The organism is Sphaerotilus sp. FB-3 (assembly GCF_023706025.1).
GTDB lineage: Bacteria > Pseudomonadota > Gammaproteobacteria > Burkholderiales > Burkholderiaceae_C > Sphaerotilus > Sphaerotilus sulfidivorans.
This window is the reverse complement of record NZ_BQWE01000016.1, coordinates 152,971-170,801: the sequence shown is the minus strand read 5'-3', so window position 1 is coordinate 170,801 and position 17,831 is coordinate 152,971. Positions and strand designations below refer to the sequence as shown.

13 protein-coding genes are annotated in these 17,831 nt (G+C 71.9%); 11 read left to right on the top strand and 2 right to left on the bottom strand.

Annotated elements, in window-relative coordinates:
• Positions 1-30 precede the first annotated feature (30 nt).
• Complete coding sequence (locus tag NFT33_RS09000; protein WP_149502443.1) at positions 31-1,047, top strand: NAD(P)-dependent oxidoreductase; 1,017 nt, start codon at positions 31-33, stop codon at positions 1,045-1,047.
• On the opposite strand, the gene NFT33_RS08995 is transcribed toward NFT33_RS09000, so the two are convergent.
• Entirely contained in the window at positions 998-3,859 is a 2,862-nt protein-coding gene (locus NFT33_RS08995) for a valine--tRNA ligase (RefSeq protein ID WP_251674726.1), read from the bottom strand. The genes NFT33_RS09000 and NFT33_RS08995 overlap by 50 nt on opposite strands.
• A gap of 197 nt (positions 3,860-4,056) precedes the next feature.
• Between NFT33_RS08995 and NFT33_RS08990 the strand changes: the two genes are divergently transcribed.
• Complete coding sequence (locus tag NFT33_RS08990) at positions 4,057-4,905, top strand: 3-hydroxybutyryl-CoA dehydrogenase (protein ID WP_251674724.1); 849 nt, start codon at positions 4,057-4,059, stop codon at positions 4,903-4,905.
• Between the two features lie 19 nt (positions 4,906-4,924).
• Positions 4,925-5,746, top strand: coding sequence for a diacylglycerol/lipid kinase family protein (locus tag NFT33_RS08985; RefSeq protein ID WP_251674722.1), 822 nt, complete (start codon positions 4,925-4,927; stop codon positions 5,744-5,746).
• A gap of 13 nt (positions 5,747-5,759) precedes the next feature.
• Here NFT33_RS08985 and NFT33_RS08980 read toward each other — a convergent pair whose 3' ends face one another.
• Entirely contained in the window at positions 5,760-7,037 is a 1,278-nt protein-coding gene (locus NFT33_RS08980) for an RNA-guided endonuclease InsQ/TnpB family protein (RefSeq protein WP_251674720.1), read from the bottom strand.
• A 194-nt stretch (positions 7,038-7,231) separates the two neighbouring features.
• Here NFT33_RS08980 and NFT33_RS08975 point away from each other — a divergent pair, with 194 nt between their 5' ends.
• The 8 genes from NFT33_RS08975 to NFT33_RS08940 all read left to right on the top strand — a co-directional run bounded on the left by NFT33_RS08975 (position 7,232) and on the right by NFT33_RS08940 (position 17,826).
• Positions 7,232-8,698, top strand: a complete 1,467-nt coding sequence (locus NFT33_RS08975) for an AAA family ATPase (protein ID WP_251674718.1) — start codon at positions 7,232-7,234, stop codon at positions 8,696-8,698.
• A 46-nt stretch (positions 8,699-8,744) separates the two neighbouring features.
• Positions 8,745-10,226, top strand: a complete 1,482-nt coding sequence (locus NFT33_RS08970) for a VWA domain-containing protein (RefSeq protein WP_251674716.1) — start codon at positions 8,745-8,747, stop codon at positions 10,224-10,226.
• A gap of 21 nt (positions 10,227-10,247) precedes the next feature.
• Complete coding sequence (locus NFT33_RS08965) at positions 10,248-11,168, top strand: MBL fold metallo-hydrolase (RefSeq protein ID WP_251674714.1); 921 nt, start codon at positions 10,248-10,250, stop codon at positions 11,166-11,168.
• Between the two features lie 58 nt (positions 11,169-11,226).
• Positions 11,227-11,997, top strand: coding sequence for an SHOCT domain-containing protein (locus NFT33_RS08960; protein WP_251674712.1), 771 nt, complete (start codon positions 11,227-11,229; stop codon positions 11,995-11,997).
• Between the two features lie 78 nt (positions 11,998-12,075).
• The gene (locus tag NFT33_RS08955; protein WP_251674710.1) at positions 12,076-13,566 is read left to right on the top strand and encodes an AMP nucleosidase; all 1,491 of its coding nucleotides are present in this window, start codon (positions 12,076-12,078) and stop codon (positions 13,564-13,566) included.
• A gap of 78 nt (positions 13,567-13,644) precedes the next feature.
• Complete coding sequence (locus NFT33_RS08950) at positions 13,645-14,820, top strand: GGDEF domain-containing protein (RefSeq protein ID WP_251674708.1); 1,176 nt, start codon at positions 13,645-13,647, stop codon at positions 14,818-14,820.
• 139 nt (positions 14,821-14,959) lie between these two features.
• Positions 14,960-16,459, top strand: coding sequence for an efflux transporter outer membrane subunit (locus NFT33_RS08945; protein WP_251674706.1), 1,500 nt, complete (start codon positions 14,960-14,962; stop codon positions 16,457-16,459).
• A gap of 17 nt (positions 16,460-16,476) precedes the next feature.
• Positions 16,477-17,826, top strand: coding sequence for an efflux RND transporter periplasmic adaptor subunit (locus tag NFT33_RS08940; protein WP_251674704.1), 1,350 nt, complete (start codon positions 16,477-16,479; stop codon positions 17,824-17,826).
• Positions 17,827-17,831: the final 5 nt, after the last annotated feature.

The following is a 17,831-nucleotide window of genomic DNA, read 5'->3' as shown; positions in this document are numbered from 1 at the left end:
TTACGGATCCTTCACGTTTTGCCGCTTTTCATGGACCTGCTTGTTGCTGAACCGCTTGAGCCCGAGGTGCTGCGCTGGCTGGAGCAGCGTCATGAGGTGTTCCACGCGCCCCGTCTGGCGCAGGACGCACGGGTGCTGGCCGACCTGCTGCCGCAGGCCCGCGCGGCGATGCTGCCCGCCTCGGTGGCGATCGACCGGCGGCTGCTGGGTCGACTGCCGCGACTGCTGGCCATCGGCCGGGTGGTGGGCGGGCCAGAGCGCATCGACTTCCATGCCTGCGAGCGCGCCCGTGTCGAGGTGGTGCGCTGCGCGGATGCCGCCGCGCCGGCCGAGGCCGAGTTCCTGCTCGGCGCGCTGATGTCGCTGCTGCGGCCCGATCCGCGCGAGCCGGCGCCGGCCGGCGGGCGCGAGCTCGGCCACAGCACCGTCGGGCTGGTCGGCATGGGGGCCACCGCGCGCCGGCTGGCGCAGCTGCTGCAGGTGCTGGGCACCCGGGTGCTGGGCTACGACCCGGCCCTGCATGCCGGCAGCGCGCACTGGGCACGCTGGGGCGTGCAGCCGGTCGGGCTGCAGGAGCTGTTCGCGCGCAGCGATGCGGTCAGCGTGCAGCTCGACTTCTTCCCCCGCTACGCCGGCCTGCTGGGCGAGCGGGTGCTGGCCGGCTGCCGCCCCGGTCTGGTGCTGGCCAGCGTCTCGCCGCTGGACCTGTTCGAGCCCCGGGCGCTGGCCACGGTGCTGCGCAGCGGCCGCCTGACCGCCGCCTGGATGGACCAGGCCGGACCGGAGACCCGCAGCGAAGGCCACCCGCTGCATGGGGTGCGCGGCCTGGTGCTGACCCCCCGGCTGGCCGCCTACACCCGCGAGGCACGGCTGCGCAGTGCCTGGGGCGTGGCCCGCCGGCTCGACGAGATCCTGCGGATGAAGCCGGCCGGCGACCGGGTGGTCACGATGCCGGCCGAGCTCGGCGAGCTGGTGCTGCCGCCGATGGGCGGTGCGCTCAGCCCAGGCGCTGCAGCTGCGACTGCAGCTTCGCCAGCGTCTCGCTGAACGCGGCGATCCGCGCGCGTTCCTGCTCGACCACGGCCGCTGGCGCACGCGCCACGAAGCTCTCGTTGGCCAGCTTGGCCTGGGCCTTGGCGATCTCGCCGCTCAGGCGGGCGACCTCCTTGCCCAGACGCACGCGCTCGGCCTCGACATCGATCTCCACCTTCAGCGCCAGGCGCGCCGCGCCCTGCACCGCCACCGGCGCGAGCGCGCTGGCCTCGGCGAAGGCGGCCTCGTCGGTGATCACCTGCACCTCGGCCAGCTTGGCCAGCGCGCGGATCACCGGCGCGGCCGAGGCCACGAAGTCGGCGTCGCCGCAGGTCAGCAGCGGCACGCGCTCGGCCGGCGACAGGTTCATCTCGCTGCGCAGCGCACGCACCACGCCGACGATCTCCTTCAGGCGCGCGACCCAGGCGTCGGCGGCCGGATCGACCTTCTCGAGCACCGCCACCGGATAGGCCGCGGTCACGATCGAGTCGGCGGCATCCGCCGCCTTGCGGCCGGCCACCACCGCCACGCCGTTCCACAGCTCGGCGGTGATGAAAGGCGCCACCGGGTGCAGCAGGCGCAGCGTCGTCTCCAGCACGCGGATCAGCGTGCGGCGGGTGGCGCGCGCCGCGGCCTCGTCACCGGCGTCCTTGGCCACCTGCAGCTGCACCTTGGCGATCTCCAGGTACCAGTCGCAGTACTCGTCCCAGACGAACTGGTAGATCGCGTTGGCGACGTTGTCGAGGCGGTAGTCCTTGAAGCCCTGCGCGACCGCATGCTCGACGCGCTGCAGCTCGCCGGTGATCCAGCGGTCGGCCGGGCTGAAGCGCAGGTAGCTGCCGGTGGCGCACTCGGCCGCGCCGTGGTCCTTCAGGCCGCAGTCCTGCCCTTCCGTGTTCATCAGCACGAAGCGGGTGGCGTTCCAGAGCTTGTTGCAGAAGTTGCGGTAGCCCTCGCAGCGCTTGGAGTCGAAGTTGACCGAGCGGCCCAGCGTGGCCATCGCCGCGAAGGTGAAGCGCAGCGCGTCGGCGCCGTAGGCCGGGATGCCGTCGGGGAATTCCTTCTCGGTGGCCTTGCGCACCTTCGGGGCGGTCTCGGGCTTGCGCAGGCCGACGGTGCGCTTGTCCAGCAGCTCCGGCAGCGCGATGCCGTCGATCAGGTCGACCGGGTCGAGCACGTTGCCCTCCGACTTCGACATCTTCTTGCCCTGCGCGTCCAGCACCAGTCCGTGGATGTAGACATGCTTGAACGGCACCTTGCCGGTGAAGTGCTTCGTCATCATGATCATCCGGGCGACCCAGAAGAAGATGATGTCGTAGCCGGTCACCAGCACCGAGGACGGCAGGAACAGGTCCTGCTCGATCGTCTGCTCGGGCCAGCCGAGCGTCGAGAACGGCACCAGCGCCGACGAGTACCAGGTGTCGAGCACGTCCTCGTCGCGCTTGAGCTCACCGGTGTAGCCGGCGGCCGCAGCCTTCTCGCGGGCTTCCTCCTCGCTGCGGGCGACGAAGAGCTGGCCCTCCGAGCCGTACCACGCCGGGATCTGGTGGCCCCACCAGAGCTGGCGCGAGATGCACCAGTCCTGGATGTTCTTCATCCACTGGTTGTAGGTGTTGACCCAGTTCTCGGGCACGAACTTCACGTCGCCAGAGTCCACCGCCTCGATCGCTTCCTCGGCGATCGACTTGCCGTTCGCGCCGGCCTTGGTCATCGCGACGAACCACTGGTCGGTCAGCATCGGCTCGATCACCTGCCCCGTGCGGGCGCAGCGCGGCACCATCAGCTTGTGCGGCTTCACTTCCACCAGCAGGCCGTCGGCTTCCAGCGCAGCGACGATCTGCTTGCGCGCGACGAAGCGGTCCAGGCCGACGTACCCGGCCGGAATGTCGACAGCCTCGTGGGCGCTGACCTTCGCCTCCAGGTCGAAGATGGTCAGCATCGGCAGGCCGTGGCGCAGGCCGACCTGGTAGTCGTTGGTGTCATGCGCGGGCGTGACCTTGACGACGCCGGTGCCGAACTCCTTGTCGACATAGGCGTCGGCGATCACCGGCACCAGGCGGCCGGTGATCGGCAGGCGCACCTGCCTGCCGATCAGGTGCGTGTAGCGCTCGTCCTCCGGGTGGACCATCACCGCGGTGTCGCCCAGCATCGTCTCGGGGCGGGTCGTCGCCACCACCAGCGACTCGTCCGAGCCGTCGACCGGGTAGCGGATGTGCCAGAGGCTGCCGTTCTCCTCCTCGCTCTCGACCTCCAGGTCGGACACGGCGGACTTGAGGATCGGATCCCAGCTCACCAGCCGCTTGCCGCGGTAGATCAGGCCTTCCTCATGCAGGCGCACGAAGGTCTCGGTGACGACCTTCGAGAGCTTGTCGTCCATCGTGAAGTACTCGTGCGACCAGCTCACCGAGTCGCCCATGCGGCGCATCTGCTGCGTGATCGTGGCGCCGGACTGTGCCTTCCACTCCCAGACCTTGGCGACGAAGTTCTTGCGGCCCAGGTCGTGGCGGCTGATGCCCTGGCCCTGCAGCTGGCGCTCGACGACGATCTGCGTGGCGATGCCGGCGTGGTCGGTGCCGGACACCCACAGCGTGTTGTGGCCCGACATGCGGTGGTAGCGCGCCAGCGAGTCCATGATCGTCTGGTTGAACGCATGGCCCATGTGCAGCGTGCCGGTGACGTTGGGCGGCGGCAGCTGGATGCAGAACGACGGCTTGCTCGGATCGAGCGTCGGCGCGTAGACGCCGCTGGCCTCCCACTGCGGCGCCCAGCGGGCCTCGATGGGGGACGGTTCGAACGATTTGGACAGGGCGTTGAGGGCGTCGGTCATGGTGGGCACGGGTGATCGGGTCCGCTGGCCGCATGCGCACGGCGCTCGCGGTCAGGCGCGGACAAGGGCATGATTCTAAGAAGAGTGACTGGCGTCAGGCCGGCGTGAGCGGCCTCAGGCAGAATCGAACGACCGTTCTTTTTTCGGACCCCTCTGTCCGAGCCCTTTCATCCCCTCACCTTTCCCGGAGCACCCACATGAGCATCCAGACCGTCGGCATCATCGGCGCCGGCACCATGGGCAACGGCATCGCGCAGGTCTGCGCGCAGGCCGGTCTCGACGTCGTCATGGTCGACATCAGCGAGGCGGCGGTCCAGAAGGGCTTGGCCACGATCGCCGGCAGCTTCGACCGCCTGATCAAGAAGGACAAGCTCACCGCCGAGCAGAAGGCCGCCGCGCTGGCCCGCATCAAGCCCTCGACCAGCTACGACGACCTGAAGGCCGCGCAGCTGGTCATCGAGGCCGCCACCGAGAACGAGGCGCTGAAGATCAAGATCCTCGGCCAGCTCGACGCGCTGCTGGCGCCGGAGGTGATCGTCGCCACCAACACCAGCTCGATCTCGATCACCCAGCTGGCCGCCAAGACCCAGCGCGCCGACCGCTTCATCGGCATGCACTTCTTCAACCCGGTGCCGATGATGGCGCTGGTCGAGATCATCCGCGGCCTGCAGACCTCGGACGCCACCCACGCCGCGGTGCACGAGCTGTCCACCCGCCTGGGCAAGACGCCGATCACGGTGAAGAACGCGCCGGGCTTCGTCGTCAACCGCATCCTGGTGCCGATGATCAACGAGGCCTTCTTCGTGCTGGCCGAAGGCCTGGCCTCGCCAGAGGACATCGACGCCGGCATGAAGCTGGGCTGCAACCAGCCGATCGGCCCGCTGGCGCTGGCCGACATGATCGGCCTGGATGTCTGCCTGGCGGTGATGGATGTCTACATGCAGGAGTTCAACGACTCCAAGTACCGTCCCTGCCCGCTGCTGAAGGAATATGTGGCCGCCGGCTGGCTGGGCCGCAAGACCGGCCGCGGCGTCTACAGCTACTGAAGACCGGGGCGGCCGCATCGTGGCGCCGCCGGCTGTCGTGCTGCTCAATGCGCTGGCCGCGCAGGGACGGGCCGGCGAGCTGCGCCGCCCGGTGGCCGACTGGCTGGCGCGCCACGCCCCCGGCGTGCCGCTGCTGAGCGCCGCCAGCGTGACCGAGGCCCGGGCGCGGCTGAGCATCCTGGCGCCGCGCACCCGCATCGCGCTGATCGGCGGCGACGGCACGCTGCACGCGATGCTGCCGGCGCTGCTCAAGGGCGGTCTGCGGGTCGGCCTGGTGCCGGCAGGCCAGCACAACGAGGTGGCCTGCAGCCTGCACCTCGACCAGCTCGACTGGCGCCAGGCCCTGCTGCATGCGCTGCATGCACCGACCGCCGCAGTCGACATCGGCCTGATCGAGACCGACGCGGCGGTGCTGCATTTCGCCGGACTGGTGCGGATCGAGGCCGGTCAGCCGCTGTCGCTGTGGATCGACCAGCACCGCGTCGCGCTGCCGCAGCCAGTGCGGCGCCTGCGCCTGTGCAACGCCACCCCGCCGCCGGCCGATCGCGACGCCCCCGAGCGCATCGCCCCGGTGCTGATCGACGACGCGCGGCTGCACCTGCTCGACGAGCCGCAGCGCCCGCTCTGGCAGCGCCTGCTGCATCCCGCGGCGCGGCCGCCGGCCCGCCCCGCGCTGCGCCTGCGCATCGAGGCCGCACAGCCGATGTCCATCCTCATCGACGGCGAGCCGCAGCCCGCCACCCGCCAGATCCGCGCCGAGCTGCTGCCCGGCGCGCTGCAGATGACCGGCTCGCATGTGCCGACGCTCGACCCGCATCGCCTGTCCGACACCACCTGTTGACATCCGCCCCGCCCTAAAGGACGGGGATTCCGACGGGCACGACCGCTTGCGCGGCCGAGCCTTCGGCGGGTTCCTGCTTCATTGCGGCTGCGTGTCGTCCCCTCACGGGTCTGGCACGTCTGACCTCCGCTCCACAGGCTTCGGGCCTTGCGACCCAGACCGCGTGTCCCGCGGCCCGTATGTTCTTCGCGGCGTTCAGGTCCGCGTTTTCTTCATGTCCGCACGCTTCGCACTCGAAGCGGGCTTGTGTCGGCCGGTTCTCCCTGGCGGTGTGCCCGCAGGCGCTGCACCGCTGGCTCGTGTACGCCGGGTCCACCGGCACCACTGCACCACCTCGGGCCGCTGTCTTGTACTCCAGTTGTCGCCGAGCTTCGCCCCACGCCTGATCCAGGATCGAGCGGTTCAGCCCCGCCTTCTGCCGCACCCGCTTTCCCGGATCGGTGGCCGTGCCTTTCGCGCTGGCGCTCATCGCCGCCACCTTCAGATCCTCGATCGCGATCACCGGGTGCTCGTTCGCCCAGCGCGTCGTCAGCTTGTGCAACCAGTCCTTGCGCTGCGCCGCGATTCGGGCATGCACCCTGCCCAATCGGTCGATCGCCTTGCGCCGATTCTTCGATCCCTTCACCTTGCGCGAGACACTGCGCTGGACCCGCTTCAGGTACTTCTGCTGCCGCTTCAGCGCGTTCAGCGGCGCCACGCACTCACCGTCCGTCGTCGCCGCGAACAGTGCCACGCCGAAGTCGATCCCCAGTGTCGGCACCAGCCCCGCCGCCGGGATCACGTCCGGTTGCTCCACCTGGATCGACACGAACCAGCGGCCCCGCGCCTGCGTCAGCGTGTAGTTCCGAACCGATCCCTCGACCGCCTGCGACTGACGCATCCGCATCCAGCCCAGTTTCGGTGGCTTGATGCGCTGGTTCTCAGCGTCGAGCTTGCAGTCCGAAGCCTTCGGGAACCGCAGCCCCGCATCCTGGCCCCGACCCCGGAACCTCGGATAGCCGCCACTCCCCTCGAAGAAGCGCCGGTAGCTCGCCTCCAGCCGCTTGAGCGTCTGCTGCTGTGCCTGCACGGGTGGTTCGGCCAGCCACGCCGTGTCCGGGTCGTTGCGCCACACGGTCAGCCAGCGGCACATCGCAGCAAAGCCCGCGAACTTCTCGCCAGCGGCCCGCAGTCGCTGCTGCTCGCCGATGGCCCGGTTCCACACCCAGCGGCACGCGCCGGCGAACCGGCGCAGGGTGTGCGCGGTGCCGGGTGTGGGGCGCAACTGGAAGCGGAAGGCTCGAATGGGCATGATTGATACTGTACATAAAACCAGTCAGCCATACCACAGGAAACTCGACCCCTACGCCAATGGCTCGCTGCGCGAGCCTGCGCTCTGCCTCCCCGCCCTGAAGGACGGGGCTTCTCGCGCTTTCTGGTGACGCGAAGCGACGACCTCGGCGTGACAGGTTGCCGATCCCGGAGCGGCACACGAGAATCGCGGCCATGTCTGCTTCTGCCCTGGACGACCGCCGTCCCCTGCCCTCCCCCGAGCGCCTGCGCGCGCTGATCGACACGCTCGGCGACGGCCTGCTCGAGCGCGACACCGAGACCCGTCTGGCGCTGCTGGCCGCGCTGGCCGGCGAGCATGTGCTGCTGCTCGGCCCGCCCGGCACCGCCAAGAGCGAGCTGGCGCGCCGCCTGCACAGCGCCTTCGACGGCGCGCCCTACTTCGAGCGGCTGCTGACGCGCTTCTCCACCCCGGAGGAGCTGTTCGGGCCGCTGTCGCTGAAGGCGCTCGAGGAGGACCGCCACGAGCGGCTGACCACGGGCTTCCTGCCCGAGGCCGGCATCGCCTTTCTCGACGAGGTGTTCAAGGCCAACTCGGCGATCCTGAACGCGCTGCTGACGCTGCTCAACGAGCGCGAGTTCGACAACGGCAGCGGCCGGGTGCGCGTGCCGCTGCTGAGCGTCGTCGGCGCCAGCAACGAGGTGCCGGCCGACGAGGCGCTGCGGGCCTTCTTCGACCGTTTCCTGGTGCGCCTGCCGGTGGCCCCGGTCAGCGAGGAGCGCTTCGAGGCGCTGCTGCGGCTCGACGAGCGCGACAGCCAGGCCCGGTCGCTGCTGCAGCCCGCGCCCGAGCCCGGCCTGGAGGCGGCCGAGCGCGAGGCGGTGCGCCAGGCGGCGACCCGCGTCGCGCTGGGCGAGGAAGCGGTCGAGGCGCTGCACCGGCTGCGCCGCTGGCTGGCCGCGCAGCAGCCGGCGCAGGCGCTGTCGGACCGGCGCTGGCGCCAGCTCGTCGGCCTGCTGAAGGTGGCCGCCGCCACCGAAGGCCGCACGCAGGTCGACGCGCTCGACCTGTGGCTGGTGCCGCAGACCGCCGCGCCGCTGCCCGAGCTGGCGCCGGCGCTGCAGGACTGGTTCGCGCAGGAGATCGCCGGCGCGATGCCGCAGGACGCGCCGTGGCTGACGCGCGCGGTCGAGGCGCTGGAGCGCCAGCTCCAGCTCGAGCAGCGCGCCGAGGCCGAAGCCTCCGGCAGCGGCGAGGGCGATCTGGCCGGCAAGATGGCGCTGGCCCGCGCGATCGGCGGCGGACGCGACGCGGACGGCAGCGCCGGCACGATGCGCATGATGTCGCAGGCCCTCGACGCCGCCTCGCGCCGGCGCTGGAGCCCGGTGCATGTCGCGGCCCGGGTCGCGCAGGTCGACGAGACGATCGCCGCGGCCCGCCCGCACCACGAGGCCGCGCTGGCCGCGGCCGAAGCGCTGTCAGCCCGGCTCGAGGGCCGGCTGTGGATGCCGCCGGCCTGCGTGGCCGCGCTGCTGGGCGCGCATCTGCACACCGCGCTGGTGCTGCAGGCGCTGCTGGACCGGCTCGAGGCGGTGCGCGCAGGCTTCGCCGGCCTGCCGGTGCAGGCCCCGGCCGAAGGCGCCGAGGCCCCGCCGCCCGCACCGGTGCTGCTGGAAGACTGAGGCCACGCCCGGAACCTCGCCTGAAACCACGCTCAGGACCGCGCCGATGTGCCGCTCGCCCGACCTGCCGTGGAACCGTCTGGCCGAGCTGCCGCGCGAGCTGTGGCTGCCGGCCCTGGTGACCAGCGTCGGCCATGCCGAGGCGCGGCTGCGTGACACACGGCGCTGGCAGCAGGCGCTGGAGGCCGGCACGCTGCCACCGCCCGAGGCCGATCTGGGCGACGCCGCCGCGCTGACCCCGATGCGCGAGGCCGTCTCCGAGCTCGGCCTGCCCGGTCTGAGCCGGGGCCGCCCGGCGATGGCGCAGCAGGTGCTGCGCACGCTGCTGTGGCATCTGGACCGCATCGTCGATCACCAGCCCCGGCTGACGCGGGCCGAGGCCATCCAGGGCGCAGTGGCCGGCTTCCGGGCCGAGTGGCAGCTGGAAGGCAGCGGCTGGGACGAACGGCTGGTGCTGCTCGACAGCCTGGGCGACCCTTCGCGGCTGAGCTGGGACGCGCTGCGCGGCCATCTGCGCTCGCGCGCCTGGCGCGAGGCCCAGCAGGCCGCGGCCTGGCTGGAACGCCTGCCGCAGCTCGCCGCGCTGATCAGCCGCCTGGGCCGTGCCGAGCGCCAGGGCGGCACGCCGCCGCAGGAGGCCCCCGAGCCGCTGGCCGATGCGCGCGCGGCCCACGGCCTGCGGGCGGTCGAGACCCGCCTGCCCGATGCGCCCGGCGAACTCACCGGCCTGCAGCTCACCGGCCGCATCGACCGGATGCTGGCCTCCGAGGCGGTGATGCTGCGCCACCCGCTGCTGCGCCGCCTCTGGCGCGCCCGTCAGGCCGAATGCCGGCTGCTGGGCTGGCAGTCCGAGGCGGTGCTGACCGACTGGCGCCCGGACCCGGCCGCGCCGCCGCGCGCCGCCCTCTCGCCGCCGGATCCGGAGCCGCTCGGCCGCGGCCCCTTCATTCTCTGCCTGGACACCTCCGGCTCGATGCGCGGCGCGCCCGAGAACATCGCCCGCGCGATCGTCATCGCCGCGATGCGCGCGGCCCATGCGGAGCGGCGCGGCTGCGTGCTGATCGCCTTCGGCGGCCCCGGCGAGGTGATCGAGCGCGAACTCGACCTGAGCCCGGGCGGCCTGCAGGCGCTGATGGACCTGATGGGCCAGGCCTTCGACGGCGGCACCGATGTGCAGACGCCGATCGAGCGTGCGGTCGAGCGGGTGCACCAGGCGCGCTGGCGCCAGGCCGATCTGCTGATCGTCACCGACGGCGAATTCGGCTGCATGCCCGCCACGCTGGCACGGCTCGACCAGGCGCGCGAGCGATTCGGCCTGCGGGTGCAGGGCGTGCTGACCGGCGACCGCGAGACCCTGGGCCTGCTCGATGTCTGCGACGACATCCACTGGGTGCGCGACTGGCGCCGCTACACCGACGACCCCGCCGCGGTCACCGAGGCCTCGCCGGTGCACAGCCGCAGCCTGACCGCGCTGTATTTCCCCAATGCGCTGTCGGGTCGGGCCGCACGGCATCGCAAAGTACCCTGACGGGTATATAGAATCGCGGCCATGAACACCGCCGCCCCCTTCGCCAGCCAGACCACCGGCCGGCTGCGCATCGACACCTTCTTCGACGAGGCCACCTCGACCTTCTCGCATCTGGTGATCGACCTGGACAGCCGCCAGGCCGCGATCATCGACAGCGTGCTCGACTACGACCCGAAGTCCGGCCGCACCGGCACGCAGGGCGCCGAGCGCCTCGCCGCGCAGGTCGAGGCGCTCGGGCTGACGGTGCAGTGGCTGCTCGAGACCCATGTGCATGCCGACCACCTGTCGGCGGCACCGTGGCTGCAGGCGCGGCTGGGCGGCACGATCGCCATCGGCGCACAGATCACCACGGTGCAGAAGACCTTCGGCACGCTGTTCAATGCCGAGCCGGAGTTCGCCCGCGACGGACGCCAGTTCGGCCGGCTCTTCGCCGACGGCGACACCTTCGCGATCGGCGGCCTGCGTGCGACGGCGCTGCACACGCCCGGCCACACGCCGGCCTGCCTGACCTATGTGGTCGAGACGCCTGACGACCCGCAGGTCGCGCCGGCCGCCTTCGTCGGCGACACGCTGTTCATGCCCGACTACGGCACCGCGCGCTGCGACTTTCCCGGCGGCGACGCTGCGACGCTGTACCGCTCGATCCGGCGGGTGCTCGGCCTGCGCGGCGACACCCGGCTGTTCATGTGCCACGACTACCGCCCCGGCGGGCGCGCGCTGGCGCATGTCACGACGGTGGCCGAGCAGCGCGCCGCCAATGTGCATGTGCACGACGGCGTCGCCGAGGACGCCTTCGTGGCGATGCGCCGCGCGCGCGACGCGACGCTGGACATGCCGGTGCTGATGCTGCCCTCGGTGCAGGTCAACATGCGCGCCGGCCACCTGCCGCCGCCGGAATCCAACGGCGTGCGCTATCTGAAAATCCCGCTCGACCGGCTCTGACATGCCGCGGTGCGGAGGTGTCTGCTAGGCTGGCCGGCAGCACTCCCGAGGAAACCCCATGCCCCAGCTCTCCGACACCGGCCTTCAGGCCGTCGCCTCGATCGCCGCGCGCCACGGCTTCAGCACGGAGGCGGTGACCGTGATGCTGCAGGCGGTGCAGGCCGGCGGCGGCACGATGGCGCAGTTCAGCCATCCCGAGTTCGGCGGCTCCGGCCAGTGGATGAGCGGCGGCATGCTGATGCTCGGCGACATGTTCAACCACGGCCTGAAGGCGCGGGTCGACGGCCTGTGCCACGAGCTGGCCACGCTGGCGGCCACCCGCGGCGACCTGTGGCACAGCGCGCCGGTCTTCGGCGGCGGCAGCGCCTGGTGGCCGGCCGAACTCGGCCAGCCGGCCGCCAGTGGCGCGCAGAACCAGATGCGCTACGCCTGGTTCCCGCAGGCGCGCCGGCTGGCGCTCGACAGCGGCGGCGAGGTGTGGATCTACGACACGCTCGACCACCAGATCGGCGGCTTCTCGCAGCAGCAGGGCGGCAGCGGCGGCATCGCGATGAGCAGCCAGTTCGGCCCGGTCGACCTGGCGCGGCTGCCGGTGGTGATGCGCGGCGGCCTGCCGGTCGCCCCCGCCCCGGCGCCCGCGCCCGCCCCGGCCTTCGCCCCGATGACCCAGATGGCGCCGATGTCGCCGCCCGCGGCGATGCCGACCGCCTCCGCCGGCGGCGAAGACATCCTGGCGACGATCGAGAAGCTCGGCGCGCTGCTGCAGCGCGGCCTGCTGACCGAACAGGAATTCGCCGCGAAGAAGGCCGAACTGCTGGCGCGGCTCTGAAACCGCAATGATCCGGCGGGCAGCGGTCGCATCGCGGACGGATCTACAAGAATCGGTGCGCTGCGGGCAGAATGGGCCATGTCGCGCACCGTCATCACCACCCAAAGCTTCACCGACGCCGAGGCCGCGTTTGCGCATGCCAAGGCGATCTACGACTCCGGCATCGCGCACCTGCGCCAGTCGCTGAAGGAATTCGTCGGCGGCCGCGACGACTTCGGCGGTCGGGTGAGGGCCTGCTACCCGTTCGTGCGGGTGCGGGTCGACACCGTCGAGCGCGCCGACTCGCGGCTGGCCTACGGCTTCGTGTCCGGCCCCGGCGTCTACGAGACCACGCTGACCCGGCCGGACCTGTTCCGCTACTACTACCGCGAGCAGTTCAAGCTGCTGCTGCGCAACCACGGCGTGGCGCTGGAGGTGGGCCTGTCCAGCAAGCCGATCCCGGTGCATTTCAGCTTCGCCGAGAACGACCACATCGAAGGCACGATGAGCACGGAGCGGCGCTCGCGCCTGCGCGATCTCTTCGACCTGCCTGACCTGGCGGCGATGGACGACGGCATCGCCAACGGCACGCACGAGCCGCGCACCGGCCACGACGGCCAGATCCGCCATCCGCTGGCGCTGTTCACCGCGCCGCGGGTCGACTACTCGCTGCACCGGCTGCGCCACTACACCGGCACGCTGCCGGAGCATTTCCAGAATTACGTGCTCTTCACGAACTACCAGTTCTACATCGACGAGTTCGTGCGCCTGGGCCATGAGCTGATGGCCGACGACGCGGGCGAGTACACCGCCTTCGTCGAGCCCGGCAATGTGCTGACCCGCCGCGCCGGCCTGCCCGCCGAACCCGGCGACGAGCTGGGCGCGCCGCCGCCGCGCCTGCCGCAGATGCCGGCCTATCACCTCAAGCGCCACGGCCACAGCGGCATCACGATGGTCAACATCGGCGTCGGCCCGAGCAACGCCAAGACCATCACCGACCACATCGCGGTGCTGCGCCCGCATGCCTGGCTGATGCTCGGCCACTGCGCCGGCCTGCGCAACACCCAGCAGCTCGGCGACTATGTGCTGGCCCACGGCTATGTGCGCGAGGACCATGTGCTCGACGAGGAGCTGCCGCTGTGGGTGCCGATCCCGCCGCTGGCGGAAATCCAGGTCGCGCTGGAGAAGGCGGTGGCCGAGGTGACGCAGCTCTCCGGCTACGAGCTGAAGAAGATCATGCGCACCGGCACCGTCGCCTCCACCGACAACCGCAACTGGGAGCTGCTGCCGCATCCGGGTCCGGAGCGCCGCTTCAGCCAGAGCCGCGCGGTGGCACTGGACATGGAAAGCGCGACGATCGCCGCCAACGGGTTCCGTTTCCGGGTTCCATACGGTACCCTGCTCTGTGTTTCCGACAAGCCGCTCCACGGCGAAATCAAGCTCCCCGGCATGGCCAACCATTTCTACCGCGAGCGGGTCGACCAGCACCTGCGCATCGGCATCCGCGCGATCGAGATCCTGCGCCATCAGGGGCTCGACCATCTCCACAGCCGCAAGCTGCGCAGCTTCGACGAGGTGGCCTTCCAGTGAGGAACGGTGGAGAGGAGCGGTGACCTGAGGTGACGGGCCGGGTGCCAGGCGCCCGCCTGCGGCCACGGCAGCAGATCCATGGAACTCGATGTCCGAACGCTGATGGTCGCGTTCTCGGTGAACCTGTTCGCCGGCGCGATCGCCCTGCCGACCATCATGGGCTGGCGCCGCATCGGCATCGCGGCTCGCCATGCGGTGCTGGCCACCGGGCTGCAGGCCCTGGGCTGGTTCTGCCTGGTCATGTCGACGCTGGCGCGCAACGAATGGCCCGACCGGCTGCTGTCGACGCTGGCGATGGGTGCGATGTCGGCCAGCCTGGTCATGCTGTGGCGGGCGATCCGGCTGTGGACCGGCCACGGCCAGCCCGAAACGCGCAGCCTGGGCCTGATCGTGCTGTGGATGCTGACCGGCCTGATGACGCTGGGCTATGGCCTGGGTTTCAGCGACTATGCCTGGTGGGTCGGACTGGCCAACGGCGTGCTCGGACTGCAGATGCTGATGGTGGTTGGGGCGGCACTGAGCCCCTCGCCCGGCACACACCGCGGCTGGCGCGCGGTGATCGCCGCCAGCATGCTGCTGATGGCCACGCTCACCTTCTGGCGCGGCCTGCTGGGCGCCTTCTTCACCGAAAGCTATCCCTTCCTGACCGCGCCGCATCCGATCAACCAGCTCTCGGCGCTGGCCAGCAGCGTGGTGCTGCTGCTGAACTCGATGGCGCTGCTGATGGCCTACCGCGAGGAGGCCGAGCGGCAGCTGCGCGAGCAGGCGATCACCGACGGCCTGACCGGCCTGCTCAACCGCCGCGCCTGGACCGAACGCGCCGAGGCGCTGCTGGCCGATGCACGCCGCTATCAGCAGCCGCTCGGTCTGATGATGATCGACATCGACCACTTCAAGCGGGTCAACGACGACCACGGCCATGCCCGGGGCGACCAGGCGCTGCAGCTGGTGGCGCGCATGCTGCGCGAGCAGCTGCGCTCGGGCGATCTGGCCGGACGCTACGGCGGCGAGGAGTTCTGCGTGCTGCTGACCCACACCCGCGAGGGCCCGGCGCTGTCGCTCGACCAGCGCCTGCGCCAATGCCTCAGGCTGGAGTCGGAGCAGGCGCTGGGCTTCGTGCTGGAGTACAGCGCCGGCCTGGCCGCGCTTGGCGAGAACGACCGCACGCTCGACGACCTGCTGCGCCGCGCCGACGATGCGCTCTACGAAGCCAAGCGCGCAGGCCGCGCCCAGGTGGTGCTGGCCGCGCGCTGAGCCGGTGCTCGGCGCTCCGGCGGGCGACAAGCTTCTTTACCCGGGCTGCATCGGGAAGCCGGTGCCGACTTGATAGAAATCAGGGTCGACCCTCGGCCGCGCCGCGAGCATGAATCGACATGCCGCTGCAGCCCCAGTGATGATCCTGACCGAAGAACCCTTTTCCTCGCCTCGGGCGTTCAGCCAGCCGCGCCTGTGCCCTCAGACCGTGGCGCTGGCCGTGGCGCTGCTGCTGAGCGGCTGCAGCAGCCTGCCGCACCGCACGCCTGCCCCCGAGACCGCCGCCAGCGCCGCAGCCCGCACCGCAACCGATGTCGGCACGCCCGCCGCCGCGACGCTGCCCGTGCTGTCGCGCTGGTGGCAGCAGTTCGATGATCCGCAGCTCGGCGCGCTGGTCGAGGAGGCCTTGTCCGGCAATCTGGAGCTCGCCTCGGCACGGGCCCGGGTGATGCAGGCCCGCGCGCTGCGCGAGCAGGCCGCCGCCGCGCTGGCACCGCAGCTCGGCCTGGGCGCCAGCCTGACCCGCCAGCGCAGCAGCGGCAGCACGACCACCGTGCTGGCGCCGCTGCTGTCGGCCAGCTGGGAGCTCGATGCCAGCGGCCGGCTGGCCGCCACCGAGCGTGGCGCCGCCGCCGATCTGGCCGCGACCGAGGCCACGCTGCTGGCCAGCGCGCACAGCCTGGCCGGCGAGGTCGCGCTGGCGCAGGTGGCGCTGCGCGGCAACCAGGCCCGGCGGGCGCTGGTGCAGGCCAGCCTCGAGGCGCAGCAGCAGACGCTGCAGCTCACGCAGTGGCGGGCCCAGGCCGGCCTGGCCTCGACGCTGGATGTCGAGCAGGCCCGCGCCAGCCTCGAGCAGACCCGCGCGCAGCGGCCGGCCTGGGACACCGCGATCGCCCAGGGCGAGCATGCGCTGGCGGTGCTGCTCGGCCTGGAGCCGAAGGCGCTGCAGGCCCGGCTCGGCCGCGACGGCCGCCTGCCCGCGCCGGGCGAGGCCCTGGCCACGCTCGACCGCCAGCTCGAGGCCGGGGTGCCGGCCGAACTGCTGCGCCGCCGCCCTGATCTGGTCGCCGCCGAGGCCACGATCAGCGCCGAGCTGGCCCGGCTCGATGCCCGCCAGGCGGCGCGCCGACCGGACTTCGCGCTGTCGGGCACGCTGGGCTGGAGGGCGCTGACGCTGGCCGCGCTGGGCGGCAGCGGCGCGCTGGTGGCCACGCTGGCCGCCTCGGTCGACTGGCCGGTGCATGACGGCGGCCTGCTGGCCGCACAGGTCGAGGCGCAGCAGGCGGTGCTGGAACAGGCGCGGCTGAGCTGGCGCGCCGCCACGCTGACCGCCGCCCAGGATGCCGAGGACAGCCTGGCCGCGGCCGCCGGCAGCCGCGCGCAGGCCCGCGCGTTCGGGGAGGCGGTCACCGCCGCCACCCAGGCGCTGGCGCTGGCCCGCCAGCGCTACCAGGCCAGCCTGATCGACTTCACCACGCTGCTCGACGCGCAGCGCACGCTGCTGACGCTGCAGACCAGTCAGGTCGGCGCCGAGGTCGATCTGCGCCAGAACCTGATCCGCCTGTTCAAGGCCCTCGGCGGCGGGCTGTCCGCCGCCGATCTGGCGGCGCTGCCCGTGCGCGCCGCCGCCACCCGCTGACCTTCCCGCTTGCTGCCATGGCCTCCGCTGAACCGAACCGCTCCCGCGCCGATGATCCGGCCGCCGTCGCCGACCTGCTGGGCAGCGCGGCGCTGCCACGTCCGTGGTGGCGCCGCCGCAGCGTCTGGATCGGTGCGGCGCTGCTGCTGGCCGCCGGCGCCGGCCTGCTCGCCTGGCAGGGCAGCCAGCAGGCCCAGGCCGCGCCGCGCTTTCTCACCGAGCCGCTCGCCCGCGGCGACCTGACGATCACCGTGACCGCCAACGGCACGCTGCAGCCGACCCGCCAGGTCACCCTCGGCTCGGAACTCTCCGGCACGATCCGCAAGGTCCATGTCGATGTCAACGACGAGGTGCGCGCCGGCCAGGTGCTGATCGAGCTCGACACCACCCGGCTCGACGACCAGATCACCCGCTCGCGTGCGACGCTGGCCTCGGCCCAGGCCGCGGTGCGCCAGGCCGAGGCGACGCTGGCCGAGCAGCGCGCCGGCCTGACGCGGCTGGAGGAGGTGTCGCGGCTGTCGGGCGGTCAGGTGCCCTCGGGCACCGAGCTGGATGCCGCCCGCGCCGCGCTGGCCCGCGCCGAGGCCGCGCTGGGCAGCGCACGCGCCAGCGTCGCCGACGCCACCGCCGCGCTGCGCATGGACGAGACCAGCCGCGCCAAGGCCGAGATCCGCTCGCCGATCGACGGCGTGGTGCTCACCCGCTCGGCCGAGCCGGGCAATGCGGTGGCCGCCTCGCTGCAGGCGGTCACGCTGCTGACGCTGGCGCAGGACCTGCGGCAGATGAAGCTGCAGGTCAAGGTCGACGAGGCCGATGTCGGCCTGGTGCAGGCCGGCCAGCGCGCCAGCTTCAGCGTCAGCACCTGGCCGGCGCGGCGCTTTCCGGCCGAGATCGCCCGGGTGGCCTATGGCTCGACCACCACCGACAATGTCGTGACCTACACCACCGACCTGAAGGTCGACAACACGGACCTGAGCCTGCGCCCGGGCATGACCGCCACCGCCACCATCGCCGCCACCGAGCGGCGCGGCGTGCTGACGGTGCCCAACACCGCGCTGCGCTTCACGCCGACGACCGGCACGGCCGCCCCGGCGGCGACCGAGAGCGCTGGCCTGCTGTCGAAGCTGATGCCTCGTCCGCCCGGCGGCAACACCCCGAAGCGCAGCGGCGGCACGAAGACGGCCGAGGGCGGCCAGCGCCAGATCTGGATCCTGAAGGACGGCGCACCGCAGCCGCTCACCGTCACCACCGGCCTGAGCGACGGCCGCCGCACCGAGGTCAGCGGCGAAGGCCTGACCGAGGGCGCGCCGGTGATCACCGGCCAGGCCAGCGCCGCCGCCGGCAGCGCACCGGGCGGTGCCCGATGAGCGCC